The sequence below is a fragment of the Pseudomonas sp. CFBP13508 genome, from assembly GCF_005233515.1.
Classification (GTDB): Bacteria; Pseudomonadota; Gammaproteobacteria; order Pseudomonadales; family Pseudomonadaceae; genus Aquipseudomonas; species Aquipseudomonas mercuritolerans.
The window spans coordinates 466,705-491,461 of the sequence record NZ_QFZZ01000001.1 but is presented as its reverse complement, the minus strand read 5'-3'; the positions used below and the strand labels follow the sequence as shown (position 1 = coordinate 491,461).

Here is a 24,757-nt window from a genome sequence, read left to right as displayed (position 1 = left end):
GCCTTTTTGGGTACTTTTTCGGCGTTTGGAAAAAGTGCCTCGCCGTAAGGGCGAAACCGTAATCAGCAACACCCGCAGCAACGGATATGTACCCAAAAAACCAGGAGGCAGGCCCCACCAAAATAGCGGGAGCCAGCCTGCTCACAAAGAGGCCTCAAGCCTCACGACATCACTTGGCCTCGGACTTGAGCTTCAGATACGTCTGATGCATGTCACTCGCCCAACCATCGATCACCGCTTTGACATCAGTGGCTTTCATCACCTGCGAGGAATTTTCCAGCGGCTGACCGGTGCCCTTGCGCACCACTTGAGCCACTACCTTGTTACTGCTGCCGTCGAGGAACACCGCCTCGGTGGCCAACGTGGTTTCCTGATCGCGAATACCAGTGGCCGTACTCACCGCAGCAGCAACCAGCGCAATCGGAATCACCTCATACACATGCAGGCCTTCGGTCTTGCTGCTCACTGCAGTGATCGCCGGACGCACCACAATCACACCTGGTCCCGGGCCGGTGGCCAGCGGCAACGACTTGCTCAGCTCACGCTTGAGCGCCTGATCGTAATAACTGGTGATGCCATTGAGCGTCTGCTGGGGAATTTTTTCCGTCGCTTGCGGCTTCGGATACAGCTGACTCGGCTCGACGTAGACGCTGCTGAATTTGTTGATATCGAGTTTCGGGTCCATCCAGCGCATCACCTCGGCACCCGACGGTGATTTGGTCTCCTTCAGTTGACTGTAATCCTTGAGGAAACCGGAGTACTGGTCTGGCTCGACGGTTTTGCTGGAACAACCCACCACACCCAGGGTGGCGATGCACAGCGTGCCCATCATTACGGCTAGCTTCATGCTGTAACTCCTGTCAGAAGGCCAAATCGTTTGCATAGGGGGAGTTACAGGTATAGCTAAAACCGCAGCAATTGCGATTGCAAATTACAAAATTCACACGGCGCTGCGCAGCAAGTCACAGCGCTTATTTGACAGACGCGCTGCATGCGGCAAAGCTGCATCCAGATGTATGCACGCCAGAAGGCCAACGCACCGGACTACGGAAGTCGCAATGCCCAAGCACAAAAACAAAGCGGTGCAACCTGAACCTGACGCATCACCCTCCTCTTTTTCGCGTTACCTGTTTCCAATCACCATCGGTGTGCTGCTGGCGGCAGTGGCGGGCATTGGCTGGTTCCTGTTCAGCCCGGCGCCGGCCCCCGTCAAACCCGCAGCGATCAGCATGCCTGTAGCACCGCCAGCCAAGCCGCAACCGCCAGTGGCAAGCAAACCGGCAAGCATGGTCGATGAGCAGCAATGCCAGGGCTGCCACAGCGAACAGGTCAAGGACTGGCAAGGCTCGCATCACCAATTGGCCATGCAGCCGGCGACCGCCGAAACCACCCTCGGCGACTTCAACAACGTGACCTTCAAGGCCGAGAACGAGACCACAAAGTTCACCCGCAAGGGCGATGAATTCTGGGTCAATGCGCCCGGCATCGACGGCAAGAATGCCGACTTCAAAGTGGCCTACACCTTCGGCATCGCGCCGCTACAGCAATATCTGATCGAGGTCGGTCAGGGGCGTCTGCAAGCCCTCGGCGTGGCGTGGGATACCGAGAAAAATCGCTGGTTTCATCTGTACGCCGGCCAGGGCGTGAACTTCAAGAATCCGCTGCACTGGAGCAAACCGAGCCAGAACGCCAATTTCATGTGCGTCGAATGCCACACCACCGGTTTCAAGCGCAATTTCGATGCGCAGAGCAACAGCTTCAACAGTCAGTGGAACAGCCTCGGAGTCGGCTGTCAGGCCTGTCATGGCCCGGCGTCGAATCACCTGGAGTGGGCGCAGAAAAAAGACGATTTGATCCATAAGGGCTTCGACGTCGATCTCAAGGACAAGAACGCCACGGTAGAAATCGAAACCTGCGCGCGCTGCCATTCCCGCCGCGCGCCGCTGGGCGATGGCTTTACCGTCGGCAAGCGGCTGATGGACGATTACCTGCCCAGCGCCCTGACCCGCGAACTCTATGCGCTGGACGGCAAAATCAAGGACGAAGTGTTCGAACATGGCTCGTTCCTCCAAAGCAAGATGTTCGACAAGGGCGTGCGTTGCAGCAATTGCCATAACCCGCACAGCAACGAACTGAAGGCACCGGGCAACGCCGTGTGTCTGCAATGCCACAACACGGCGGGCAAGACCTCGGTCGCCGGCGTCGACGGCAAGGGCCTGCAAGCGAAGAACTATGACTCCATCGAACACACCCGCCACGCCATGGGCCAGCCCGGCTCGCAGTGCGTCGATTGCCACATGCCTGGCAAGTTCTACATGGGCAACGACTTTCGGCATGACCACAGCTTCAGTATTCCCAACCCGGAGCGTGCGCAAAAACTCGGCACGCCAGACGCCTGCCTGACCTGTCACCAGGGCAAGGCCGGCGACAAGGTCACTGCGCAGTTCAAATTGTGGAACGCCTCCGCCTCCCCGGCTCAGCAGGCGCCACGCTATGACGAAAGCCTGTGGCTGATCCGCAATGGCCAGCCCGGCGCCGCCGACGCGCTGTACCAGCAATTGCAGCGCAGCAACCTGCCGGCGATCCAGCGCGCAACGTTGCTGGCGGAATTGCCGCTGTACCCGAGCGAACAGGCGCTGAAACTGGCCACTCAGGATCTGAAACATCCAGAGCCACAGGTGCGCGACAGCGCGGTGCGGGCAATCAGCGCATTCCTGCCACCGCCGGAGCGTGCGCCGTTATTGGCACCGTTGCTCAATGATCCAGTGAAAGCCGTGCGCATCGTCGCCGCGCGGGATCTGCTCGGTGCCTCGCGCAACAATGGTCTGGGGGCGGTGCAAGCCAGCTGGAACGCGGCGATCGCCGAATATGAAGCCGTGCAGAAAAGCTTGCTCGAACGTGCAGAAGCCAATCTCAATCTGGCGATGCTGTACCAGGCCAGCGGACGCAGTGCCGAGGTCGAACCGTTGCTGCGCAGCGCCCTGCAACGTGACCCGGACTTCTACCCGGCGCTGGTCACGCTGGCACAGTGGCTGGAAGCGAATGGTCGCGCCACCGAAGCGCAGAAGCTGTTGGATGACAGCCTCAAGCAGCATCCGGATGCGGCACTGTTGCAGCACACGCGCGGGTTGTCGCTGATCCGTGCCGGCCAGTCCGCCGACGCCATGTCCTACCTGCGCAAAGCCGCGCAACTGGAACCGGAGAATGCGCAATACGGCTATGTACTGGCGGTGGCGCTGCATGAGAGCGGCAAGGTTGATGAGGCGTGCGCGATTCTGGAAAGTTTGCTCAAGGTACAACCGGCCAACCGCAATGCGCGGCTGTCGCTGATCCAGTACTACCTCGATAGCGGCCAGGAACCGAAGGCGCAGGTCCTGTTGCAGGGCTGGAAGAAAATGAATATGGGGGATCCGGCGCTCAAGTGATCGATGGGATGCCCCCCCGATCACCTGTGGGAGCGAGCCTGCTCGCGAATGCAATCTGTCAGTGACATCGCAGTCGGCTGACGTAGCGTTTTCGCGAGCAGGCTCGCTCCCACAGGGCTACCACCGCGCTTGCTTCACCAGGACGATGTTTCGCCACTGCGCAAAGCCATTTCCCGCCGGCTATTGGCGCGCATCGCCTTGATCAGCGACACCGTCCCCACCAACAAAATCGCCGCACCAAACAAAAAGTCGATGTTGTACAGCTGGAAATCTTCCACCGGCCCGATCAGCAATGTGCGCACCACTGCAATCCCCACCAGCGTCGCGAGAAAGTCGATCCCCGGTTCATCGCGGTAAAACACCAGCATCAGCGGCAGGCACAGCACCAGCAGAAGCAACAGCACCACCACCTTGAACGAGCCTTTGCGCTCGACGCTGAACGCGCACTCATGCGCCCCGTACGGCTTGTAGTCCTCATCGCGGATCATCGAGTTTTTCTCGTTGATGTAGTCGGCGCGGTTGTACTTCTGGATCGGCGTGAAGGTGTTGGACATCTCCATCAGCGTGGTGATGTTCTTGAAGCGCAAGTCGATGCGCTCGCTGCCCTTGAGGTAATACAGCACCGGTTTGTAGCCGTAGCGATAGGTATCGAAGGGGAACGCCGCGGTCTGGGCGTGCACGCCGATCGGCCGTGGCTCAAGTTCGGCGAAGGCGCTTTTGTTGGTCGACGAGAGGTTGCGGCTCAGCGGCTGCACCTTGACCTGCTCGAGGAAGATCGGCGTGACGCCGAACGACCACTGCAACGGTTCCAGACGCAGGCGCAGTTCGTTGCGGCTCAGGTCGTAGCGGTTGAAGGTGCGTTCGGAAACCACCAGCGAACCGCCGACCATGAACTCGCCGCGCAGGTTGTTGGTGACGCGCAAGGTCAGTTGATCCTTGCCCAGCAACGCCGCTTCCGTGGTCGGTGGGGTGCCGCACCACGCGGTGCTTTCGCCGACACCGCCAAGCTGGCCGTCGCGGTTTTCCTTGAATACATAAAAGTAACTGGCCCACAGCGTCAGCAGCAAAAGCGACGCCGTGAGACCGAGGATTTTTTTGCCCGGACTCACTGATCAGACTCCCTTCTTCGGTTCCATCGTCCAGCCGAAAACCCGCTGGCGACGGCGACTCTACCAAAAGGCCATCAGTGACCCAAGGGAAAATGCCGGATCGGCACCGGACCTAAGGGTTTCCCCGGTACTCGCCTCAACCCTTGTAGGAGTGAGCCCGCGTGCAGTCAGCTGCGATCGCGAGGAATCAGGCTTTGCAGTTGCTGCGCCAGAAAATTCGCATCAAACGCAAACGTATCCGGATCCTTCAAACCATTGGTCTTGCGCCACTGCCACGCGCCATCCGCCAGGCCAACCAGGGAAATGCTCCCGTACCGCGCCGCCGTCAGCCCCATCACCGCCAAGGAAATCTGCCCGCCGCTGCCCATCACATCTGGCACAAACTCCACCGGCTTGCCGGCAATGACAATGCTCAATTTTTCCGTCTTGAACGTCGAGGTCTCCACCGGCACGCTCGGCCCGGACGCGACATACGCCTCGCGACTGACCTCCAGCAGATTCGGCGCCTTGACCGGTTCAAGCCATTGCTCGATCTGGTCGAACAGCGCGCCAATCCGTGTGGCCCATTCATCTGATTGCGTGGTGAACAGTTGCTTCTTGTGCGCTTCGCTCTCGGCATAGTGGCGAAGCATTTCGCCCAGTTGCTGTACGTCGTTCATTGCGGTGTTCCTCGGAAAGGACCTGCGAAGGGTGATAGTGGCAGATCCCCGGCGCGGCGTACGTTTAGTTCTTGCAGATGCACAGTTGCGGGAAAGATCGGCGGTACAGTCAGTCGGTACTGGCGTCGGGTCTTGAACAGAAGGTAACTTCGGGCAGACCTGAATGCTCGATACTGACATTTGCTTGAGGAAATCCAATGCGCACCATCGGCCTTATCGGCGGCATGAGCTGGGAGTCCAGCGCCGAATACTATCGCCTGATCAACCAACAGGTTCGCGACCGCCTCGGCCCTTTGCGTTCGGCGCAGTTGCTGATGTTCAGCGTCGACTTCGGCCCGGTCGAACAGGCCCAGCACGCCGGGCGCTGGGACGATGCAGCGGCGATTCTGGTGGATGCCGCGCGCAGGCTCGAAGCCGGCGGCGCCGATTGCGTGGTGCTGTGTACCAACACCATGCACAAGGTCGCCGGGCAGATTCAGGCCGCCATCAGCATTCCGTTCCTGCACATCGCCGAACCCGCCGCGCAGGCGGCATTGGAAATCGACGCGCGCACGGTCGGGCTGCTCGGCACCGCTTTCACCATGGAGCAGAACTTCCTCAAGCAGCGCCTGATCGCCCAGGGTCTGACCGTGCTGGTGCCGGATGATGCCGAGCGCAAAGAGGTGCACCGGATCATCTACGACGAACTCTGCGTGGGTGTGATCAGCGAACAATCGCGAGAAATCTACCAAGACGTCATCGAATCCCTGACCGCCCGTGGCGCCCAGGCGATCATCCTCGGCTGCACCGAAATCGGCCTGCTGATCAAACCCGAACACAGCGCCCTGCCCCTGCTCGACACCACCGAACTGCATGCGCAGTCAGCGGTGGCGTTCGCACTGGGCGACTGACTCAGGGTTTCGACGAACCGCGCAGTCGGGCCATGCTCAACGTGTTGACCCAGTGCCCGTCGCGCACCGCGTAATCGCGAAACAGGCCTTCGCCCTCGAAACCGAATTTGCGGTAGAGGCCGATGGCCGCTTCGTTATCGGCGTACACCGTGAGTTCGACGCGGTGCAGATTCATCCAGTTGTCGGCAACGACCAGCGCCGCCGCCAACAACATCGATCCCACGCCTTTGCCCTGCCAGGCTACCGCGACTGCCATGCCGAAACTGCCGGCGTGGGCGCGGCGCATGCGTGAATAAGCTTCCAGGCCCAGATTGCCGATCACCACGCGTTGGTGCAGGGCAACCAGTTTCAGCGCGCGCTCGTTGTCGGCCTGCAGACGCTGACGCCAGACTTCGGTGGACTGGAACGGCATCTGCAGCACCTGCCGTGCGACGGCGGGATCGTTATAGAGCGCGGTGATGCCTTCGAGGTGGGATTCGCAGGAGGGGACGAGGTGGATGATGGGGGTTGGGTCTGGCATGGGGGATCTGTCCGTGATCGTTGAGTGTCTGCGCCACTCTAAGCCGACGACTGTCGGGTTGGCCAGTGTTCAGACGCTTGACCACTCATCGGAAAAGGCCCTTTACCTGTCAGAGTTGACAGGTGACGGCTTCGCCAACCTCACGTTAGATGATCGGAGGAGTTCCCATTAAAGCTGGAGAATGTCATGAGCCGCATCCGTAACTTTGTCGAGCCTTTTGAGCTGACCCTCCCGTACGTTCTTGAAATGATCAAACTCGTACCGCCAATGCAGGACGTGCACGGCGGCGTGTCGATTGAAAAGGCCAATGGACCCGACGATTTACAATTTCTCATGCTCGCGTATTTGAAACAGGACAAAAATGACGAGCTGAGGCTGGAAGTGAACGGAACTGTCGAAGACACTACCTCCGTCAAGGAAGGCAAGGAAACTGAGGATACGCCTTTGTATCTTGCGCCCGGCCTTTTACGAAAAGGCCTGAACCGAGTAAGAATCTTGATCAAGCGTATTTCCGGAAACGAGGAAGCCACGCCAGAACTGGTTCTGTTTTATAAAACCTCCCCGCCTGGTGACACGCCGCCAGTGATGAACCTCAGTCTGAACCACCGCACAATCGACGCAGCTAATGCGGATGATGTGTATGCCACAGTCGATTACAACAACTCGCAGGATCACGACAAAATCTTCATCAGTTGCAATGGCGTTATTGTCGAACATACGCGCTTACCAGGTGATCCCTCGCCGCTGCGGATCCACATTCCAAAAATGAAGTTGATCGAGGGCGGCGTTAGTAAAACGTTTCCGTTCAAGTTCCGTGTTGTCGACTACGTGAGAAACCCATCCGGCCCGCCTACATGGTCGGATATTGTGACTGCTGATGTGGACTGGAACAGAGTCTCACTGTCTCCGCCTTTCTTGGTAGATCCATCACTTAACCCAATTGATTTACTGAAAGGTGAGCAGGTCGTTACGGTACGTGTTCAATTTGACTCGTCAATACCGGGTCAAAAAGCCCGGTTAGTCGAACGATATCCGTTACCGGGTTCTTCTCTGTTTGCGCCGATAGAGTTCAACCAGAATCACCGCGCCAACTTCAAGCTTGAAACCTCGTTTCTGGTGAAACGGCGTGGCGGTCCGTGTGGATTGTATTGGGAATTAATGGACGGTGATGATGTGATTGGCGAGTCGCCGGATCTGGTGCTGGACATTCTGCCTATCAAGGAAGACGACCCACGACTGCCCACGCCGACTATTGCTGGGGTAACAGGGCCCGTGCTGGAAGTGAGCGCACTGACTGACCCTGTTCTTGTTGAATCAACGCAATGGCCGTTGCAAAAGCGTGATCAAGCGCTTTGGTTAACACTAGTGGGGATCGACAAAGATGGAAAAACGGTGAGCTTGGTTGTTCGAGCGGGTGAGCCTAATAAGTCGACTGAAGGGTTTTCGGTTGATGTAGCGCTTGAGTGGTTCGAAGAACTTCAGGATCTGAGCGAGGTGAAGGCGATATGTGCGGTCAGTCTTGACGGCAACCTTGACGAAACGAAGGCGGTAAGGTTGCCGTCTCGAGCCTATAAAATCAGTGCACTTGCCGAGATAGTTCCAGAAATACTTCAGATTAAGGATTCAATAAGGGATGACATTGCCAATGGAGAAACTACGGCCGATACAACCCTCATATTCTCAGGCAAAGCCAGTAATAATCGGGAAATACAGCTATATGATTCAGACACCAAAATTGGTCCCGTTATTTTAGTTTCAGCTAACGGCACGTGGCGCCAGGAGATAGCTGCCTTACATTTGAAAAGTCATAGCATAACTGCAAAAGCACAATATGGCGGCGAGGCCTCATCAACACCACCTAGGACATTTACTGTCGTTGATTATGTCCATGAAAATTTCGACCAACTACCTCAAGGAAACGCAACGGAAACGCCAGTCATGTTCATTCATGGCGCATTATTTATCAGTACAACAATGCAATCGTTTCCCGTAAAGCCTGGGAAAAGTTTAACGCTTTCAAGCACAGACCCCAAAAACTGCACAATGACCTTAAAAAGCCATTACAAAAGAATAACTTTGCTAATGCACACTATCCTTTCTACAGCTCCACTTCAGATCCTACTATTTAACGATCAGGATATGGTGGGCAGCTACCAATATCCATACATTACCGGTAGCACCACCAAAAAATTTGACTTTCCAATTGCGGCCGGTTTCAACCAAATACAGTTCAAATGGTCAAACTCAGGTTACAGCACTCAAACTCAAATAGACGACGTGCGATTATACAAATAAAGTATATAAAACGGAGCCGAAGCATGAAAAAATTGGACGTATTTATTTGCACTTCCAACCAAGCACGGCGCCCCCCCCCGCTAATAAAAGGCGGAATTCCCAGATGTAAGCAATATTTGCGCTCCGACAACCACCCAATCTTTCGACTTTTAAACTCAGTCGTTTAAAAGACACCCGCCGACATGGTCTCAAGGCTACAAATCCTTGCGCCTTTGCCTACAGCTACGCCAGAATCCGCCGGCTTGTGCGCCTTGGGGGCAGGTTCTATTGTGGTCCGGTCGCTGACGAATCAGCGATCGGGTTTAGCGATCCGACACCTTACAGACGCACCAGTGCCCAGTTTCAATTGCGGTTTTTCGGATCTGCACTTGATGTCATGGTGGCTGTGCGTGGGAGACCTTCGGGTCTACCCGGGGTTTCTGTGACCCGGATCGCTAACCTGCGTACAGCCGCCACCTTTACTTGTTTAGCGATGAGCCGTGGCGGCTAAATCAACCACGGAGTCTCACCATGATCAAACCAACACCCAACCCACCCGAAACCGACCCCACCTCCCCCTACGAATCCCTCGACTCCAAAAAACTCCACGAAGCCGCCGACCGCGCCCTCGACCACTACCTTTGCCCACCCGGTTCCACCCCACCGCCCTTCAGCGCCCGCGCCATGTACGCCGTCACCGCCGACACCAAAAACGAAGACCTGCTGGCCAACGCCTGCGAAACCCTCGCCTCGGCCAAAACCATCGCCCAGGAATTCGCCGGACTGGTGAAACCGTCGCAACGGCGGACGCTGATGGGGATTGCGCAGTTGATCATGCTCGGCGAACTGGCGGTGAATCGGGTGCTGGATAATCTGGAGTTGCCGCAGTAGCGAGCCCCGCGACAGGCTCTGAGTAAGGCGCCGGCAGTGCCGACGCCTTCGCGGGCAAGCCCGCTCCCACAGGACTTGTGTCGCTCACTCGGCTGCGGTTACACCGCTGGATTTGTGGGAGCGAGCTTGCTCGCGAATGCGGTTTGTCAGTCACTGTAGCTTCGACTGGCGGATTGCATTCGCGAGCAGGCTCGCTCCCACTATTGATGCGGTTTGTTCAGTTACGGGCGTGGTGTATGGGCAGGCGTGATCGCGAGCAAGCTCACTCCTACAGGGGGGCGCGTCAAGGCTGGAACCATTCGTGGCGTTCTTTGAAAGTTTGGTGGATGAGGTCGGTGAGGGCTTGGGTTTCGGGTGCGTTTTTTGAATCAGCGTTGATCGCCAGCCACGCGTGTAGCTGCATCGGTTCGGCGAATAATCCGGGCAATGCGATGAGGCCTCGGTCGAAGCGGCTCATGTATGTCGGCAGCAAACCGATGCATGCGCTGCAGCGGATCATCTCCAGCATGAGTTCATAAGATTGCATCTGCACTACTCCGGCCAACCGCTGCTCGACCAACTCATTCCACGGGCGAAAGCTCTCAACCTGTCGATCACACTGCCAGTGCACCAGCATGAAATCAGCCAGATCTTCCGGCGTTTCCGGTCGCGCTGTCACCCTCGAATAGCGCTTGGCGATGTGCGGCAGATATTCAATTCGCGCGAGGTGTTGCGGTTCGCTGGTAGCGAAGGTGGGAACAAGGTTTGGAGCATCGCCAGGAGCGAGCCAGAGGACAATGTCGGCGCTGACCGCACGCAGGGCCAGTTCGCTATCCAGAGCAGTAATTTCCAGACGCAGGCTGGCATTGCGCCGCAGCAATGCGATGAGGTCGCGGCCGAGGATGTCGTGGAGGATGGATTCGGCGATGGCGAGGCGGATCAGTGGTTGTTCGATGACAGGGAGTTTGCGTTCGTGGGCCAGGGTGCTGAGTCGGGCCTGCAACTGTTGGCCTTCGCGGGTGAGCGTTAGGGCGCTGCCCTGGAAGCTGAACAGGCTGTGTTGCAGTTGTTGTTCGAGTTGCGCGAGTTGTTTGCGCAGCAGCGTCGAGCGCACATTGAGGCTGCGCGCGGCTTGCATGAAGCAACCGCAGCGGGCGCTGACGAGGAAATATTGGGCGACTTCGCTCTCGATGGTCGCGGCCTGGTTGAGCCAGGGCTCGGATCTGGATTGCGGCGATTGATAATCAGCGGTGCCCGGGCGTCCTGCGGGTTCGGTGAATGACATTGATGACTCCCTGTCGATCTAATGTGGTTGCTCTGAATACACCGGATTCTCATTGTGGGAGCGAGCCTGCTCGCGAAAACGTTGGCACATTCAACATCTTCGCTGACTGACCCACCGCATTCGCGAGCAGGCTCGCTCCCACAGGGGTGAATGGTGTTTTGGCTGATGTCAGTGTTTTTCCTCGAGAATTTTGTTCAGTTCGGCGCCGTCGATGCTCAGGGTGGCGGTGTTGAGCATGCCGTCCAGATACGCCTGGGCGATCTGTTCCTGGCGTTGTGCGCGCAGGGCCTGGGTCAGTTGATCGCGCAGTTCCTCCAGCGTCGCGGTGCGGGCCGGTTGTTGTTCGGTGAGTTTAATCACGTGAAAACCGGCCGCGCTTTGCACCGGATCAGACACGGCGCCCACCTTGAGCCGCGCCACGGCGCTACGTACTTCCGGCACCAGTTGCTGCAACGGTTGCAGGCCGGTATCACCGCCCCGCTCTGCAGTCACTCGATCCTGCGAATATTGCGTAGCGAGCGCCGCAAAATCGGCCGGTGCTGACTGCGCCTTCTTGCTCAATTCAGCGGCTTGTTTGCGCACTGTTTCCACATTCGCTGCGTCACTGACGCCAAGGAAAATCTGACTGACCCGGTACAGCGCCGGCGTCTGCCAATTGGCCTTCCCCGCGTCGTACGCCTGCTGCAACTCAACCGCGCTCGGATATTCCGCCGGCACCTGACTCACCGAGCGCAAATAATCACGAAACACGATTTGCTCAGTCGCTGCGCGAGTCTGCCGGGCGACGTCTGGCCGCTGCGCCCAACCCTGTGCGTCAGCCTGTTCCAGCACGGCTTTTTCGGCCAGACGCGTACGAATCCAGCGTTCCAGCGCCTCACGGTTGCCGCGCAGCTGTTCGCGGGTTTGCGCCGGGACGGTGGCCAGCAGCGCCTGCAATTCCTCTGGCGAAACCTGCTGATTGCCCAACTGCGCGACCGCTGGCCCGGCTGCAACCGCCATCACCGGCGAGGGCTGCTGAGCGGCGACCGGATCACTGCCCGGCCGCAGCACCAGCGCCACGGCCACCACCAACAACGCCAGCGCTCCGGCGCCGATCACCATGGCAGGCTTTCTCACAGCGTGACTTCCTCTTGTTCGGCGACAGCGGATTTTGCGGTTTGCGAAGCAGCGGTCTGGCTGAAATCGCGCAGGTAAACGATGAATTCCTGCAACAGGCGATCCCACAGCTCCAGATTGCCGCGCAGGTGCTCGTCGCTTACGCCCGCAGCCACCACCACGTCCATTTCCATGACCAGAAACTCGCCCTGCAACGACAAGCGCGCAAAACGCCGCGTCGCGTTCCACTGCTCCGCGACGCCCTGGGGCAAATCACCTTGCACGCGCAGGGCACAGCTGAAGGTGAAATCGACAAAGTTGCCCTGCTCCAGCGCCGGGTTGCCGAACCGCACGGCGTAGCCGATGCCCTGACTGGCGCTGTGCAATTGCACGATGCCGTTCTGTTCGCTCTGGTTGACGCGGTAACCGGCGGCTTGCAGGACGTCGGTCAGCGATTGCGGGGAAACGTGGGTGATCAATTGAGTCATGGCTTTCTTCCTTGTTATCAGTGAGCGATCGCCGCTTGCGGCGCGTCGAATTGGGTTTTGTACAGCTCGTCGCCGAAGCCCTGCGCCAGTTCTTCGAACTTGACCCGGGCGCTGGCGGCGAAGGGCTGGCGGATCTTCATCACTTCGGCGACGTCGATGTTTTCGTAGGCACTGAGGATCTGTTTGGCGACCCCGTACATTTGCTGATTCTTGGCTGAACATTGCTGCACTTGTGTGTCACGTTCCGCCAGCTGCGCTTGCAGCTTCGTGCGTTCGGCTTCTTTGCCGCGAGCGAGGACCAGCAATTCGTCATAGGCTTTTTTGAACTTGCCGGTCTGCTCGGCACTGGCCGCCACTTGTGCCTGCGCCTGGCTGTGCAGGCTCTGTTGTTGTCCGGCCAGTTGCTCGGCGAGGCCTTTGGCTTTGGCCAGTTCGGCAGTCAGCTGCTTGATCTGCGCTTGCGCTGCCTTGGCTTCGTTCTGCGCCGCCAGTTGCGCGGCGCTGGCCTGGGCCTGCTGACTTTGCAGGGCCTGCAATTGCTGGGTGGTGCTGCGCAATTGCGTGCGCAAACGTTCTTCCATGCCTTCGCCGTTCGCCCCGGTGGCAATCAACAAACCCAGGCCCAGCGCGAGAAAACGCGTGTTCATAAAGCTCTCCCGGCGCCTTAGAAGCGCGTGTTGATCTCAAGCTGCAAGACGTCGATGTCGAACGGCGCGCCGTACACCGCTTCGGTGCTCATCCAGCGACCCGTGGCGGAAACGTTCTTCGCCAGGCCGTAGTTGCCGCCCATGAAATAGCCCTTGGCGTTGGTGCCGCCGAGGTGGAACGACGAGTCGTTGAAGCCGTCCGGCAAGGCGTCCGGCTGGATGTACTTGTAGCCGGCGAACAGGTTCCAGTCGCCCTTGCGTTTGAGGTCCAGTGCGTTGCCGAGGGTGAACTGCACCATCCATGCATTGGCGCCGCTTTCGATCTCGCCGTTGCTGTCGAGGTTATTGACGATCTGTCCGGCGGAACGCTTGCGCATGTCGCCTTCGTCGTAGCTGAGGTTGTGGATGTAGTTGCCCTGGCTGCGCAGTTTGAAGTCCTGCGGCAAGTCGGCGTCCCACACGACGTTGAGATCGAGCAGGTTGAACTCGGACGCAAGCCCGACGAATTGCGGCTGCGGCGTGGCGCTCGGGTTGAGCGGGTTCGGCGTGATGTCACGCAGCAGGAACACGCTGTTGCCCTTCTGCATGAACGCCGCGCGGGTGCCGTCGCTGTCGCAGCCCGGCGCGCCGGCCCACGGTTCGCAGGGGCTGGAGCGCTGGCCCTGAATGTCGTCGAAGCGGTAATAGGCCAGCGCGCCTTTGAGGCGGTTGTTGCTGTTGATCGCCCATTTCGCGCCGAGCTGAGCGCCGTAAAGCCACTTGTTGTCGCTCTCTTCCTTGTCGAAACCGTTACTGCTGGAGGTGTCGTTGGTGTAGTCCACCGGGAACGCGCCGACGGTGCCGAACACGCCCCAATCGCGGTTGAGCTTGTGATCGAAAATCGCCGCCACACCGTCGAAATTCAGGTCGTTGGAATAGAGCATGTCGGTGGACATGAACGGGTTGGCGAAGCGCCCGCCGGTCAGAGTCAATTCGTCCATTGGCTTCCAGGTCAGGTAGCCCTGATCGAGCCAGATGTCCTTCTTGGCAAAGCCGCCGCCGAGGTTCTGCGTGGTCGATACCGGGTTATTGTCCGAACCGGTGCCGATGCGAATGCCGGCGGTCCATTCCTCCGAAATCACCGCTTTCATGCCCAGGCGAGCGCGCAGGCGAAAGAGGTTTTCGCGGTCTTCGCGGGTGTTGAGCAACGGCGGCAGGCTGGTGCTGCTGTTGGGATTTACGTCGTACGGGCCATTGTTGTTGAGCTTGGCGAAGTCGACAATTTCGTTGCTGTTGTTGCCCGAGTAGTAACGCGATTCGTCACGCAGGCGAATGTCACCGTCGAAGCTGATGCGCGAGGCCCAGTCCGGGAAGGTATTCGGCGCTGCCCAGTTTTCCTGTTTGGCGGTGGCCATGACCTCGGCTTTGACCTGATCGCGGATCTGGTCGCGCACTGCTGCCGGTACGTACTGCACGCGCACATCCCCCGGCGCGGCGACCGGTCCGGCCGCGACTGCGGTGGACGCGGCAGCCTGTTTCGCCTGCGCCGCTTCGTTCTGCGCCTGGGCGATCAGCGCGTCGGCCTTGTCCTGCTTGAGAATGCCCTGCTCGACCAGCAAGCGGATCAGATTGATCGTGGCGTTCTCCGAGGGCGCGGGCGCTGCCACGGCCTGACCGACCAGGGTCGCAATGACCATGCCGACCGCCAGGGACAATCGATTCACGTTGGAAATCATCTGCACACAACTCCTTTTGCCGAAGCTTGAATAAGTGAATTAACCCGGACGCCGCCCTTGCAGGGACAGGCGCACGGGCAAAGTGATGGAGGCCGGAGGCCGTTCGCTGAGGGCTGGCGCACCACGTAATGCGGCCAGCACCTGGGTATCGATTTGCGGGTTGCCGCTGGACTTGATCAGCTCGACACGGGTGATCTCGCCGACGCTGCTCAGCCAGACATCGGCCTGCAGCGAGAATGCGAGGTTGCGCAGGTCGGGGTTCTCACGCAGCAAGCGCTGGAAGGTGAACGCGAGAAACTGGCTGTACGTGCCCGTGCCCAAACGCCCACCGCCGGCACCGGCCATGCCGCCGCCCTTGCCCGCGCCGATGTTGAAAGCGTCGCTGCCGGCCTGCGCGTCGCCGTCCATTTGCATCGGGTTGGCCAGATCGTCCGCCGGCGATGGCGGTGCTTCTTCAGGCTTGACCTCCTCCGGCTCAGGCGTTGGCTCGGGCTCGACGATTTTTTCTTCCACCGGCGTTTCCGGCTCTGGCGGTTTCTCCGGCGGCGGGGGTGGCGGTGGCGGCAACGGAATGATCGTCGGCACCTTCGGCGCTTCGCGGCGCACGCCGGCCATGTCGTTGGCCCACTGCCAGAGGAACCACGCGGCGAGCGCGGCGACCAGCAGTCCGGCGCCCCACTTCACATAGCGCAACGGCGACTTTTTCACGGGCGGCGGATCAATCGGGAGTTGTGCGGTCATGACTCAGCCCTGACTCGGTTTGCCGGTAACGAGACCGACCTGGGACAGTTCGAGCCGGCGCAGCAGGTCGAGCACTTCGATGACTTTCTGGTACTGCACCGTCGCATCGCCACGCACGATCACCGGGAAATCCGGGCTCTGCGCTTTCTCGATGCGCAGGCGTTCTTCCAGCTCAGCCAGCGTCACGGGATAGGCATCGAGGAACACCTGGCCGCCGTCGTTGACCGAGATCGCCTTGGTCTTGGCTTCCGACAGCGACACCGACGCGCTGGCCTTGGGCAGGTTGATCTGGATCCCGGAGACCTGCGCGGTGGCGGTGAGGATGAACATCACCAGCACCACCATCAGCACATCGACCAGCGGGGTGATGTTGATGCTGTCGACGGCGGCATCGTCATCATCGTCATGAGAGGCATTTACGGACGCCATGACAGTGCTCCTCAGGCCGGTACGGAGTGGTTGGCGTGATGGCCGCGCTGGTGCGACGCCTCACTGAACTGGCTCTCGCCGTGCATTTCCGCCAGCCGGGTAATGAACTCGTCGACGAATACGCGCATGTCGGCGCTGACTTCCTTGTTGCGGGTGATCAGGCGGTTGTAGCCGAACAGCGCGGGGATCGCGACGAACAGGCCCATCGCCGTGGCCAACAGCGCGGCGGCCATACCGGGAGCGATGGCGTTGATGTTGACGTCGCCGGCCATTGCCGTGCCGAGGAACACCACCATGATCCCCAGCACCGTGCCGAGCAGGCCGATGTACGGGCCGCCGGCGATGGCGTTGGACAGGGTCGAGAGTTTCGAACTCAGTTGCTGGTTTTCGCGGGTGCGCACGCCGTCCATCGAGCAGCGGATGGCTTCGATGGTCGCCGCTGAAACCGAGGAGGTATCGGCGCCCTGCTCGCGGCGGGTGCGAATCTCTTTGACTGCCACCAGATACAGGCGCCACAGCGACGAATGCTGCAGGCGTTGGGCGAGTTGCGCGTCGTCGGCGAACATCTCCAGACGTGTGCCGACCTTGGCGAATTGCGCGCGGAAATCTTCGTTGGCAGCGGTGACGCGGCTGAGGCTGCGGTTCTTGCGCAGCATGATGATCCACGACTGGAACATCATCAGTACCAGCACGGCGATGATCACCCAGGCGTCGATTGGCACCGCTTTGAGCAGGAAGCCGAGACTGCCGAAACCAAAGCCGGACTGTTCCTCATCGACGCCGTAAGCCACCAGTTTCGATTCCGCGCCTTGCGAGGTGGCGTCGGCCAGCAGCAGCGCAGCCGGACGGGCGACTTTCGACAGGCGCAGTTCATCGATGGCGCCAGCGAACGGCTGGAACGCGCCTTCCTGCAGATCGGCGCCGATGGCCATGACCGAGTTGAATGCCGGCATCGCTTGGGCCAACGCAGCACTCTCGCGACCGTTGATGTACAGAGTGACTTTCGAGCCCTCGGCAGTTAGCGCGACGTGTTGCCATTGCCCCGGCGCCAGCGCTTGTGTGGCAGCGGCGCGCTGGCCGTCGATCTCCACAAACGGCAGGCCTTGGCTGACACCGACCAGCAAACTTTGCGTGCCTTCGCGGCGAGCGAGAATCAGTTGCTCGCCACTGGCCTGATCCAGACGCAGCCAGGCACTGAAGGTAAACGCGCTTCCGGCGTTGTGTTGCAACGATGGGCTGGCCGGCAGCAGCAACGGTTGACCGCTGAACTGCAAGGCGCGACCCACTACGCCGTCGATCGCGGCACCGGTCGCGCTTTGCGCGGTGTTGCCGTACGCCGTGGTGTCTTTCGCCGGGGTGCCGGTGGCGCCGTCGAAGTGATACAGCGCGGTATAACTCGGATCGAAGGTCAACTGGCCGTTGCCGGTAGCCGGGGCTTTCTGGTTGCCGTAGTACATCCAGATGTCCTGACGCTGACCGCCCTCTACATTCGGCACATCAACCCAGATCAGCGCCATGCCCATCAGCGCGTCGAAACTTTCGATCTGGTGGTTGAGCACGGTTTTGTCATCGGCGGCGACGAAGCGCAGATCGGAGCCGTCCTCTTTCACGCCGTCGAAGGTGAAGTTGCCGGTGTGCAGGCGCACCAGCAGCGTGGTGCGGCCGAGGGGCTGATTGATCGCCGCGCCTTGGGGCGTGGTGTCGACGGCAATCTGTTTGCGGTAATGCCAGTCGTCCTGCCACCAGGCCTGAGCCGTGGCCGGGAGCACGAAGCCCAGGCAGATCAACAACGAAAGAAAGAGGCGTTGCATGGACGTGCTCCGTTAGAAAGTGGCTTGAAGGTTGAAGTGCAGGCGCGATTCCTGCTTTGAGGTGTTCGGCCCTTCGAGTAGCGGGTAGCCCCAGTCGAGGCTGCCGGACAGCCATTTACTGAGGCTGGCGCGGGTGCCGAGGCCGACGCTGGCCAAGGCGTAATTGGCGTCCTGGTCCGGCAGTTCGTCGCGCAGATACAACTGCGCGCCCTCGGCGAAGGCATAGAAGCGCCAGTCCTGCATCCACGTGCCGACGAATTTCGCCAGCGACGGTGTGCGCAATTCCTGGCTGAGCAAATAGCCGTCATCAGCGGTACGTTCAGCCGCGAGATAGCCGCGCACCGAGGTGGCGCCACCGGCGGAGAATTGTTCGTTGGAAACCAGCGGCCCCGAGGCGAGTTGGAATGCGGCTTTGCTTGCGCTCTGCCAGTCGCTGTCGAAGGTCCAGGTGTAGTTGGTGTCGCCCTTGAGCACGGCGAAACTCGGTTTGGCGCGATAGCGTTTGTAGTCGAAGTCTTCGTCGTCGCTGCCGTAGCCGAACACGCTGCGCGTGGCGGCCACCAGACTCAGGCCGACGCCGAGCTGGCTCTTTTCGCTGTAGCGAAAGCCGTTGTAGGCGAAGGTGAACGGCGCGTATTTGAGCGGCACCTTGTCGCTTTCGCCGGACAGGCTCAGGCGCTCGTCGAAGTCCTTGAAGTCGATACCGGCGGACAGCGAGTTCGACCAATTGCCGCTCGAGGGCAATGTGTAAATCGCCGCGACGCCGTAGCTGTGACCCTTGCCGAGCACGTTGCTGCCGCCGATGGTGGCAACGTTGCTGTCGGACTGGTAACCGGAGAACTGCACGCTCCAGCGCTCGCTCAGCGGCGCGGTGTAGGAGCCCGACCAGACCTTGGCGTTGTCGGTTTCCTGGGGCGCGGTGAAGAACGTCAGGTTGACGCTGTGGCCGAGCTGCCAAAGGTTGTTGTAACCGAGGCTGGTGACGCTGCGCAGCTTTTCGGTGTCGGCACTGTAATCGTTATTGAGACCGACGCTGGCCGTCCACGGGTTCTGGTCTTCGACCTGCAAGTCGACATCCATGGTGCCGGGGCGCTGACCTTCGCGCACCAGCGGCATGACCTGGCGACCGGGAGTTTTATTGAGCTGCGCGAGTTCGCCCTGGACTTTGGCAAAGTCCGGCACCTCGCCTTCTTTCAGCGCCGGTACGTTGTCGCGGATGTCCAGCGGCGAATAGTGTTTGGCGCCGACCACGCGCACCCGGCCGACTTTGGTTTCACTGACTTGCAGATAAACGATGCCATCGGCCACGGCCTGCTCGGGCAGCTCGACAAACACCGATTGATAGCCGCGTTCCTGATAGGCCTTCTGCAACGCATCGCGGGCGCCTTCGATGTCGCTCAAGGCTTTCTGCGGGCCGAGAAACGGGTACACCGCTTCTTCGATCGCCCGGGCATCGAGCACGGTATTGCCGCGCACGAAGTATTCGTTGACGTCGACCAGACGCTGCGCGGCGGGCGCTTCTGTGCCCTCCTCGGCCAGCGCCGGCTGCGCGCCCGCCGTCACCAGCAGCCAGCCCCACAGCGCCAGCCGTGACGTGAAAATCCGTTCCACATTACCCCCTGAAATTCGCGATGACCTGTGGGCGTTAGCGCCCGGTGTGCTGCGTCAATTGCTGATCGTTGTGGCGCAGGCGTGCTTGCCCAGCCAGGTGTGCAACAGCGCAAAGTTCAGCGAGAACTCGGGCATTTGCAGCAAGGCACCGCAGAACACTTCGCCGATGATTTTCTGAATCAGCAGCACCGCGCGCGGCTCGTTGAGCAACGTGGTGATGTCACGGCTGAGGGCGGTGAAGCTCCAGACTTTCTGGTTCAGGCCGAGGCCGACGAACCAGCGGAACAGCAGGTTGTAGTTCAGCTGTTCATAGAGCTGCTGTTCGCTGGGCACCGAATAGAGCAATTGCAGGAGCAGGATGTGCATCACCGTCTGCGCGGGAATGAGCATGCCGGGCACGGCATTGAGGTCGTGCAGCAGGTCCTGATGGGCGTCGAGCAGATCGTCGATCTGCGGGCGCAGCAACACCAGCGAATGGCCCGGCGGAATGTAGCTGGACACTTCTTTCAGAGCGCCCTGCCAGTCATCCTGCGAGACGATCCAGACCCACGGCGCGCCATAGCGATACACCGAAACCGGCTTCTTGCGCGCGGCTTCGACGATCTTCGACAGGCGTTGATCGAGCTCCTGCATGCCCACTTTCGAATAACGTTCCATAGTCCCCATTGCCTCACTCCCGGCGTCCCGCCCCGACTCGCAAAGTGCGCCCCGAAAGGCCCCTCAAGCGCGTTACACAGGCATGACCGGACTGGCAAAGGGCTACCGAACTTTTGTCATAAAAGCTTCATTACCGAAGACAGACTGACTAATTTGCACGATCGACCGTGGGAGCGAGCCTGCTCGCGAAAGCGCTGCGTCAGGCAATGAGGATGTTGGATGTGCCGCCGCCTTCGCGAGCAGGCTCGCTCCCACAGGGTGGACTGTGGTTGCACCGTTGCGTGACATTCGCGTGACATTCACGGGGTTAAATCCCGGCCCGTTCAGGCGTATAACCTTCACAAGACTTTCAATCGGCACGCCGACTTCAACACAGGGTAGTGACATGACCACAGCAAACAACCTTGGCAACCTGTTCCCTTCGGTCAGCGACATCCCGGAAAAATATCGCCTCGACGCTCAGGTCGAGCAGCGTGAATATCTGGTCGATGGTCAATTGCGCCGCTGGGACGGCCCGCTCGCGCAGGTGCGCAGCCCGGTTTATCTGAAAGGCGAAAACGGCGAAGAACAGGTGATCCTCGGCAGCACGCCGCTGCTCGATGCCGACACCGCGCTCACCGCTCTCGACGCTGCCGTTCGCGCTTACGACCGGGGCCAGGGCCTGTGGCCGACCATGCGCGTGGCCGAGCGCATCCAGCATGTCGAAGCGTTTCTCGGCCGCATGCGCGAGCAGCGCGAGGCCGTGGTCAAGCTGCTGATGTGGGAAATCGGCAAGAACCTCAAGGACTCGGAAAAAGAGTTCGATCGCACCTGCGATTACATCGTCGACACCATCAATGCCCTGAAAGAACTCGACCGCCGTTCCAGCCGCTTTGAGCTGGAGCAGGACACCCTCGGTCAGATTCGCCGCGTGCCGCTCGGCGTCGCCTTGTGCATGGGGCCTTACAACTACCCGCTGAACGAAACCTTCACCACGCTGATTCCGGCACTGATCATGGGCAACACCGTGGTGTTCAAACCGGCCAAGCTCGGCGTGCTGCTGATTCGCCCGTTGCTCGAAGCCTTCCGCGACAGCTTCCCCAGCGGCGTGATCAACGTCATCTACGGCAGCGGCCGCGAGACCGTCAGCGCTTTGATGGCCAGCGGCAAAATCGACATCTTCGCTTTCATTGGCACCAACAAGGCTGCCAGTGACCTGAAGAAGCTGCACCCGAAACCACACCGCTTGCGCGCGGCTCTGGGTCTGGACGCCAAGAACCCGGGCATCGTTTTGCCCGAAGTCGATCTCGACAACGCCGTCAGCGAAGCGGTCACCGGCTCGCTGTCGTTCAATGGTCAGCGCTGCACCGCACTGAAAATTCTTTTTGTGCATGAAGACGTGGTCGACAGCTTCATCGAGAAATTCAATGCCAGACTGGCCACGCTGAAACCGGGCATGCCGTGGGACAGCGGCGTGGCGCTGACGCCGCTGCCGGAGTCGGGCAAGGTCGATTATCTGCACGGTCTGGTTGCTGACGCGCAAAGCAAAGGCGCACAGGTGGTCAACCCGAATGGTGGCGAATCCCACGCGTCGTTCTTCTACCCGGCAGTGCTGTATCCGGTGAATCCGCAAATGCGCGTGTATCAGGAAGAACAGTTCGGCCCGGTCGTGCCCATCGTGCCGTACCGCCACCTCGATACCGTGATCGACTACGTGCTGGAATCCGACTTCGGCCAGCAGTTGAGCATCTTCGGCACCAACCCGGTGGCGGTCGGCCGGCTGGTCGACACTTTCGCCAACCAGGTCGGGCGGATCAACCTCAACGCCCAGTGCCAGCGCGGCCCGGACACTTACCCGTTCAACGGTCGCAAGAACTCCGCCGAAGGCACGCTCTCGGTTCACGATGCATTGCGGGTGTTTTCGATCCGTACGCTGGTGGCGACCAAGTTCCAGGAGAGCAACAAGGATCTGATCAGCGAGATCATTCGCGGGCGGGATTCGAGTTTCCTGACCACCGATTACATCTTTTGACGGGTGATCGGCAGGATTGAATGATCCTGCCGATCCGTCAGCCCCCCGGCGATTCAGTGACTACACTGAGCCCAGCATTGCTGGATGCCCGGGAGGCTGACCATGCTCGACTACTTCGCGTTGGGTTTGCTGGTTTTTGTCGGTCTCGTGCTGTTTTACGGGATCATCGTGCTGCATGACATTCCGTACGAGATCGCCGTTCACCGCAACCATCCGCATCAGGACGCGATCCATGCCACTGGCTGGGTCAGCCTGTTTACCCTGCATGCGCTCTGGCCGTTTCTGTGGATCTGGGCTATGGCCTATCGCGAGGATCGCGGTTGGGGTTTCGGCGATGGCAAACCCGTTCAGAACCATGTCATCCGGCTCGAGCAGCAGGTCATTGAGCTGCAAGCCCGGATCGAGCGACTCGAAGCGCAGTCGCCGGTTGCGCCTCACTCTGACAGCGGGGGGATCTGAGCATGGATCTGTTGCTCATCCTCACGTACGCCGCACTCTGCGTCGCCATCTTCAAGATCTTCCGCATTCCGCTGAACAAATGGACGGTGCCCACCGCTGTCCTGGGTGGCGTGCTGATCATCGGCGCGCTGATTTTCACCATGAACTACAACCATCCCTATTCCGAAGTGGCGCGCTCCTACTTTGTCTCGGTGCCGGTCATTCCGATCATCAGTGGCCAGGTGATCGACGTGCCGGTAAAGGGCAACGAACCCTTGGAAAAAGGCGACGTGCTGTTCCGCATCGATCCCACGCCTTTCCAGAACCGCCTGAAATCGCTCAAGGCGCAACTGGTCGCAGCCAAAGGCGACCGCTACCGCATCACCGAGCTGATTCGCCGCAATTTCGGCACCCAGCGCGAACTGGACGCGGCCATTGCCCGCACCGACGATCTGCAGGCGCAACTCGACAATGCGCAGTTCGAGTTGGACAACACCGTGGTTCGAGCACCGAGCAAAGGCTTCGTCACCCACGTTTCGCTGCGCCCGGGGATGATGGCGAGCAAGCTGCCGCTGCGCCCGTCGATGGTGTTTATTCCGCAGGAAGGTCAGTACTTCGCCGCTTGGATGCGTCAGAACAGCCTGCTGCGTCTGACCGTGGGCGACGAGGCCGAAGTCGCCTTCGATGGCATTCCCGGCAAAGTCTTCGCGGGGCGAGTGAAAAGCGTTATCGGGGTGATCGCCGAGGGCCAGGTGCAACCTTCCGGCACGCTGATCAGCTACACCGGCTCGCCACCGGCCGGACGGGTGCCGGTGATCATTGAAATCACTGACCCGGCGTTCGCCGAATACAGCGCGCTCATGCCGGGCGGCGCCTACGGGCAAGCGGCGCTGTACAGCCAGCACTTTCATCACATCGGCGCGATGCGCAAAATCCTGCTGCGCATGTCGGCCTGGATGAATTACATTTTCCCCTTCCATTGATTTGATTGACGTACGAGGTTCGCACTGACTACTTACAGCACCCACCGCCTGCCACCGCTGTTGCGCCGTATCCTGCGTCCGCTGCTGGACCCGTATCGGCGCTACCGTCACGCCCGCCTGATCCATTCCGTGCGGGTGGCGCTGGGGTTGCTGGCGACGATTCTGCTGACTACTGGCATCAACCTGCCCCACGGTGAATGGGCATCGGTGACCATGCTGGTGGTGATCGGCGGTTTGCAGCACCACGGCAACATCGGCAAAAAAGCCGCCGAGCGCGCCATCGGCACCCTGATCGGTGCGGGGGTAGGCCTGGCGTTGGTCGCGCAACACGCCTGGCTGGGCATGCCGTGGCTGACCTACTTTTCCATGGCCGTGGTGTGCGGCTTTTTCTCGTATCACGCGATTGGCAAGGGCGGCTACACCGCCCTGCTCTCGGCGATCACGGTGTTCATCGTCGCCGGGCATGGCGACAACCCGATAACCGATGGTCTGTGGCGCGGCGTCGACATCCTGATCGGCATCGCCCTCGCCCTGGCGTTTTCCTTCGCCCTGCCGCTGTATGCGGTCTACTCGTGGCGTTACAACCTCGCCGATGCCTTGCGCGATTGCGCCACGGTGTACGGGCGCATCATCAACGGTGAAGCGGTCAGCGCCGACGAGCATGTGCGGCTGATGAGCAAGGTGGGTGCGGTGATGGTGCAGTTGCGCTCGCTGATGCCGTCGGTGTCCAAGGAAGTGAAAATTTCCATGACCGAGCTCGACGCTATACAGCGCAACTTGCGCATGTGTATCAGCACCCTGGAGATTCTCGGCAATATCCGCCCCAACCTCAGCGACCCACAGGCCATGGCACATCTGCAAACGGCGCTGAGGGCTGAGCACCGGCAGATTCGCGTGCAGCTGATCGGCATGGCTCGCGCATTGAAAACCGGGGCCTCGCAACGGCTGGAGCGACCGATGGAGCTGCCAGCAGGGGACCCTGATGCGCCGGTCGCCAATACGCTCGACGGCTACCGGATGCTGACCCGACAACTGGCGGCCAACATCAGCGAGATGCGCCAGCGCCTGGCAGCAACCGCACCGCGCTGGAACATCTGAT

At 60.0% G+C, this 24,757-nt stretch carries 22 protein-coding genes; 8 read left to right on the top strand and 14 right to left on the bottom strand.

Annotated elements, in window-relative coordinates; translation table 11 throughout:
* Window positions 1–169 precede the first annotated feature (169 nt).
* Window positions 170–847: a DUF3313 domain-containing protein gene (locus PspCFBP13508_RS02225; RefSeq protein ID WP_137213508.1), complete on the bottom strand. Its 678-nt coding sequence runs from the start codon at window positions 845–847 to the stop codon at window positions 170–172.
* 211 nt (window positions 848–1,058) lie between these two features.
* On the opposite strand from PspCFBP13508_RS02225, the gene PspCFBP13508_RS02220 reads away from it, so the two are divergent.
* Entirely contained in the window at window positions 1,059–3,425 is a 2,367-nt protein-coding gene (locus PspCFBP13508_RS02220) for a tetratricopeptide repeat protein (protein WP_137213507.1), read from the top strand.
* Window positions 3,426–3,559: 134 nt separating this feature from the next.
* Here the strand turns inward: PspCFBP13508_RS02220 and PspCFBP13508_RS02215 are convergent, their stop codons facing one another.
* Entirely contained in the window at window positions 3,560–4,534 is a 975-nt protein-coding gene (locus PspCFBP13508_RS02215) for a hypothetical protein (RefSeq protein WP_137213506.1), read from the bottom strand.
* Between the two features lie 167 nt (window positions 4,535–4,701).
* Window positions 4,702–5,193 carry a hypothetical protein gene (locus PspCFBP13508_RS02210; protein ID WP_137213505.1) on the bottom strand — a complete coding sequence of 164 codons (492 nt, stop codon included), beginning with the start codon at window positions 5,191–5,193 and terminating at the stop codon, window positions 4,702–4,704.
* 197 nt (window positions 5,194–5,390) lie between these two features.
* Here PspCFBP13508_RS02210 and PspCFBP13508_RS02205 point away from each other — a divergent pair, with 197 nt between their 5' ends.
* The gene (locus PspCFBP13508_RS02205) at window positions 5,391–6,083 is read left to right on the top strand and encodes an aspartate/glutamate racemase family protein (protein ID WP_137213504.1); all 693 of its coding nucleotides are present in this window, start codon (window positions 5,391–5,393) and stop codon (window positions 6,081–6,083) included.
* A 1-nt stretch (window position 6,084) separates the two neighbouring features.
* On the opposite strand, the gene PspCFBP13508_RS02200 is transcribed toward PspCFBP13508_RS02205, so the two are convergent.
* Entirely contained in the window at window positions 6,085–6,603 is a 519-nt protein-coding gene (locus PspCFBP13508_RS02200) for a GNAT family N-acetyltransferase (RefSeq protein WP_137213503.1), read from the bottom strand.
* A 186-nt stretch (window positions 6,604–6,789) separates the two neighbouring features.
* Between PspCFBP13508_RS02200 and PspCFBP13508_RS02195 the strand changes: the two genes are divergently transcribed.
* Together PspCFBP13508_RS02195 and PspCFBP13508_RS27505 are read left to right on the top strand one after the other, a co-directional pair.
* The gene (locus PspCFBP13508_RS02195; RefSeq protein ID WP_137213502.1) at window positions 6,790–8,898 is read left to right on the top strand and encodes an Ig-like domain-containing protein; all 2,109 of its coding nucleotides are present in this window, start codon (window positions 6,790–6,792) and stop codon (window positions 8,896–8,898) included.
* Between the two features lie 510 nt (window positions 8,899–9,408).
* Window positions 9,409–9,768 carry a DUF6124 family protein gene (locus PspCFBP13508_RS27505; RefSeq protein WP_161984065.1) on the top strand — a complete coding sequence of 120 codons (360 nt, stop codon included), beginning with the start codon at window positions 9,409–9,411 and terminating at the stop codon, window positions 9,766–9,768.
* Window positions 9,769–10,051: 283 nt separating this feature from the next.
* Here PspCFBP13508_RS27505 and PspCFBP13508_RS02185 read toward each other — a convergent pair whose 3' ends face one another.
* The 10 genes from PspCFBP13508_RS02185 to PspCFBP13508_RS02135 form a co-directional block, all read right to left on the bottom strand.
* Window positions 10,052–11,032 (bottom strand): LysR family transcriptional regulator, encoded by a 981-nt coding sequence (locus PspCFBP13508_RS02185; protein WP_137213501.1) that lies wholly within the window; start codon window positions 11,030–11,032, stop codon window positions 10,052–10,054.
* 168 nt (window positions 11,033–11,200) lie between these two features.
* Entirely contained in the window at window positions 11,201–12,148 is a 948-nt protein-coding gene (locus PspCFBP13508_RS02175; protein ID WP_137213500.1) for a peptidylprolyl isomerase, read from the bottom strand.
* Entirely contained in the window at window positions 12,145–12,615 is a 471-nt protein-coding gene (locus PspCFBP13508_RS02170; RefSeq protein ID WP_137213499.1) for a YbjN domain-containing protein, read from the bottom strand. The genes PspCFBP13508_RS02175 and PspCFBP13508_RS02170 overlap by 4 nt, the downstream gene beginning before the upstream one ends.
* Window positions 12,616–12,632: 17 nt before the next feature.
* A complete protein-coding gene (locus tag PspCFBP13508_RS02165) occupies window positions 12,633–13,262 on the bottom strand; it encodes a DNA repair protein (RefSeq protein ID WP_137213498.1) in 630 nt (209 codons plus the stop codon).
* Between the two features lie 17 nt (window positions 13,263–13,279).
* Window positions 13,280–14,977 (bottom strand): putative porin, encoded by a 1,698-nt coding sequence (locus PspCFBP13508_RS02160; RefSeq protein ID WP_024012852.1) that lies wholly within the window; start codon window positions 14,975–14,977, stop codon window positions 13,280–13,282.
* Between the two features lie 39 nt (window positions 14,978–15,016).
* The gene (locus PspCFBP13508_RS02155) at window positions 15,017–15,718 is read right to left on the bottom strand and encodes an energy transducer TonB (protein ID WP_137213497.1); all 702 of its coding nucleotides are present in this window, start codon (window positions 15,716–15,718) and stop codon (window positions 15,017–15,019) included.
* A 3-nt stretch (window positions 15,719–15,721) separates the two neighbouring features.
* Window positions 15,722–16,147, bottom strand: a complete 426-nt coding sequence (locus PspCFBP13508_RS02150) for a biopolymer transporter ExbD (protein WP_003201710.1) — start codon at window positions 16,145–16,147, stop codon at window positions 15,722–15,724.
* An 11-nt stretch (window positions 16,148–16,158) separates the two neighbouring features.
* Window positions 16,159–17,958 carry a MotA/TolQ/ExbB proton channel family protein gene (locus tag PspCFBP13508_RS02145; protein ID WP_137213496.1) on the bottom strand — a complete coding sequence of 600 codons (1,800 nt, stop codon included), beginning with the start codon at window positions 17,956–17,958 and terminating at the stop codon, window positions 16,159–16,161.
* 12 nt (window positions 17,959–17,970) lie between these two features.
* Window positions 17,971–19,569 (bottom strand): ShlB/FhaC/HecB family hemolysin secretion/activation protein, encoded by a 1,599-nt coding sequence (locus PspCFBP13508_RS02140; RefSeq protein WP_137213495.1) that lies wholly within the window; start codon window positions 19,567–19,569, stop codon window positions 17,971–17,973.
* A 54-nt stretch (window positions 19,570–19,623) separates the two neighbouring features.
* Window positions 19,624–20,235: a transposase gene (locus PspCFBP13508_RS02135; RefSeq protein ID WP_137213494.1), complete on the bottom strand. Its 612-nt coding sequence runs from the start codon at window positions 20,233–20,235 to the stop codon at window positions 19,624–19,626.
* A 376-nt stretch (window positions 20,236–20,611) separates the two neighbouring features.
* Between PspCFBP13508_RS02135 and PspCFBP13508_RS02130 the strand changes: the two genes are divergently transcribed.
* From PspCFBP13508_RS02130 to PspCFBP13508_RS02115, 4 genes are all read left to right on the top strand, one after another.
* A complete protein-coding gene (locus tag PspCFBP13508_RS02130) occupies window positions 20,612–22,237 on the top strand; it encodes an NADP-dependent glyceraldehyde-3-phosphate dehydrogenase (protein ID WP_137213493.1) in 1,626 nt (541 codons plus the stop codon).
* A 102-nt stretch (window positions 22,238–22,339) separates the two neighbouring features.
* Complete coding sequence (locus PspCFBP13508_RS02125) at window positions 22,340–22,696, top strand: DUF3302 domain-containing protein (RefSeq protein WP_130912428.1); 357 nt, start codon at window positions 22,340–22,342, stop codon at window positions 22,694–22,696.
* A gap of 2 nt (window positions 22,697–22,698) precedes the next feature.
* Window positions 22,699–23,658, top strand: a complete 960-nt coding sequence (locus PspCFBP13508_RS02120) for an HlyD family secretion protein (RefSeq protein WP_016774598.1) — start codon at window positions 22,699–22,701, stop codon at window positions 23,656–23,658.
* Window positions 23,659–23,715: 57 nt separating this feature from the next.
* Window positions 23,716–24,756: an FUSC family protein gene (locus PspCFBP13508_RS02115; protein WP_178084469.1), complete on the top strand. Its 1,041-nt coding sequence runs from the start codon at window positions 23,716–23,718 to the stop codon at window positions 24,754–24,756.
* Window position 24,757: the final 1 nt, after the last annotated feature.

What these genes read in the sequence shown, in the direction of transcription:
- PspCFBP13508_RS02205 (WP_137213504.1), top strand. Translation starts at nt 5,391, where the DNA reads ATGCGCACCATCGGCCTTATCGGCGGCATGAGCTGGGAGTCCAGCGCC.
- PspCFBP13508_RS02145 (WP_137213496.1), bottom strand. Translation starts at nt 17,958, where the DNA reads ATGCAACGCCTCTTTCTTTCGTTGTTGATCTGCCTGGGCTTCGTGCTC.
- PspCFBP13508_RS02225 (WP_137213508.1), bottom strand. Translation starts at nt 847, where the DNA reads ATGAAGCTAGCCGTAATGATGGGCACGCTGTGCATCGCCACCCTGGGT.
- PspCFBP13508_RS02185 (WP_137213501.1), bottom strand. Translation starts at nt 11,032, where the DNA reads ATGTCATTCACCGAACCCGCAGGACGCCCGGGCACCGCTGATTATCAA.
- PspCFBP13508_RS02120 (WP_016774598.1), top strand. Translation starts at nt 22,699, where the DNA reads ATGGATCTGTTGCTCATCCTCACGTACGCCGCACTCTGCGTCGCCATC.
- PspCFBP13508_RS02125 (WP_130912428.1), top strand. Translation starts at nt 22,340, where the DNA reads ATGCTCGACTACTTCGCGTTGGGTTTGCTGGTTTTTGTCGGTCTCGTG.
- PspCFBP13508_RS02220 (WP_137213507.1), top strand. Translation starts at nt 1,059, where the DNA reads ATGCCCAAGCACAAAAACAAAGCGGTGCAACCTGAACCTGACGCATCA.
- PspCFBP13508_RS02200 (WP_137213503.1), bottom strand. Translation starts at nt 6,603, where the DNA reads ATGCCAGACCCAACCCCCATCATCCACCTCGTCCCCTCCTGCGAATCC.
- PspCFBP13508_RS02160 (WP_024012852.1), bottom strand. Translation starts at nt 14,977, where the DNA reads ATGATTTCCAACGTGAATCGATTGTCCCTGGCGGTCGGCATGGTCATT.
- PspCFBP13508_RS02135 (WP_137213494.1), bottom strand. Translation starts at nt 20,235, where the DNA reads ATGGGGACTATGGAACGTTATTCGAAAGTGGGCATGCAGGAGCTCGAT.
- PspCFBP13508_RS02165 (WP_137213498.1), bottom strand. Translation starts at nt 13,262, where the DNA reads ATGAACACGCGTTTTCTCGCGCTGGGCCTGGGTTTGTTGATTGCCACC.
- PspCFBP13508_RS27505 (WP_161984065.1), top strand. Translation starts at nt 9,409, where the DNA reads ATGATCAAACCAACACCCAACCCACCCGAAACCGACCCCACCTCCCCC.
- PspCFBP13508_RS02170 (WP_137213499.1), bottom strand. Translation starts at nt 12,615, where the DNA reads ATGACTCAATTGATCACCCACGTTTCCCCGCAATCGCTGACCGACGTC.
- PspCFBP13508_RS02130 (WP_137213493.1), top strand. Translation starts at nt 20,612, where the DNA reads ATGACCACAGCAAACAACCTTGGCAACCTGTTCCCTTCGGTCAGCGAC.
- PspCFBP13508_RS02210 (WP_137213505.1), bottom strand. Translation starts at nt 5,193, where the DNA reads ATGAACGACGTACAGCAACTGGGCGAAATGCTTCGCCACTATGCCGAG.
- PspCFBP13508_RS02155 (WP_137213497.1), bottom strand. Translation starts at nt 15,718, where the DNA reads ATGACCGCACAACTCCCGATTGATCCGCCGCCCGTGAAAAAGTCGCCG.
- PspCFBP13508_RS02195 (WP_137213502.1), top strand. Translation starts at nt 6,790, where the DNA reads ATGAGCCGCATCCGTAACTTTGTCGAGCCTTTTGAGCTGACCCTCCCG.
- PspCFBP13508_RS02150 (WP_003201710.1), bottom strand. Translation starts at nt 16,147, where the DNA reads ATGGCGTCCGTAAATGCCTCTCATGACGATGATGACGATGCCGCCGTC.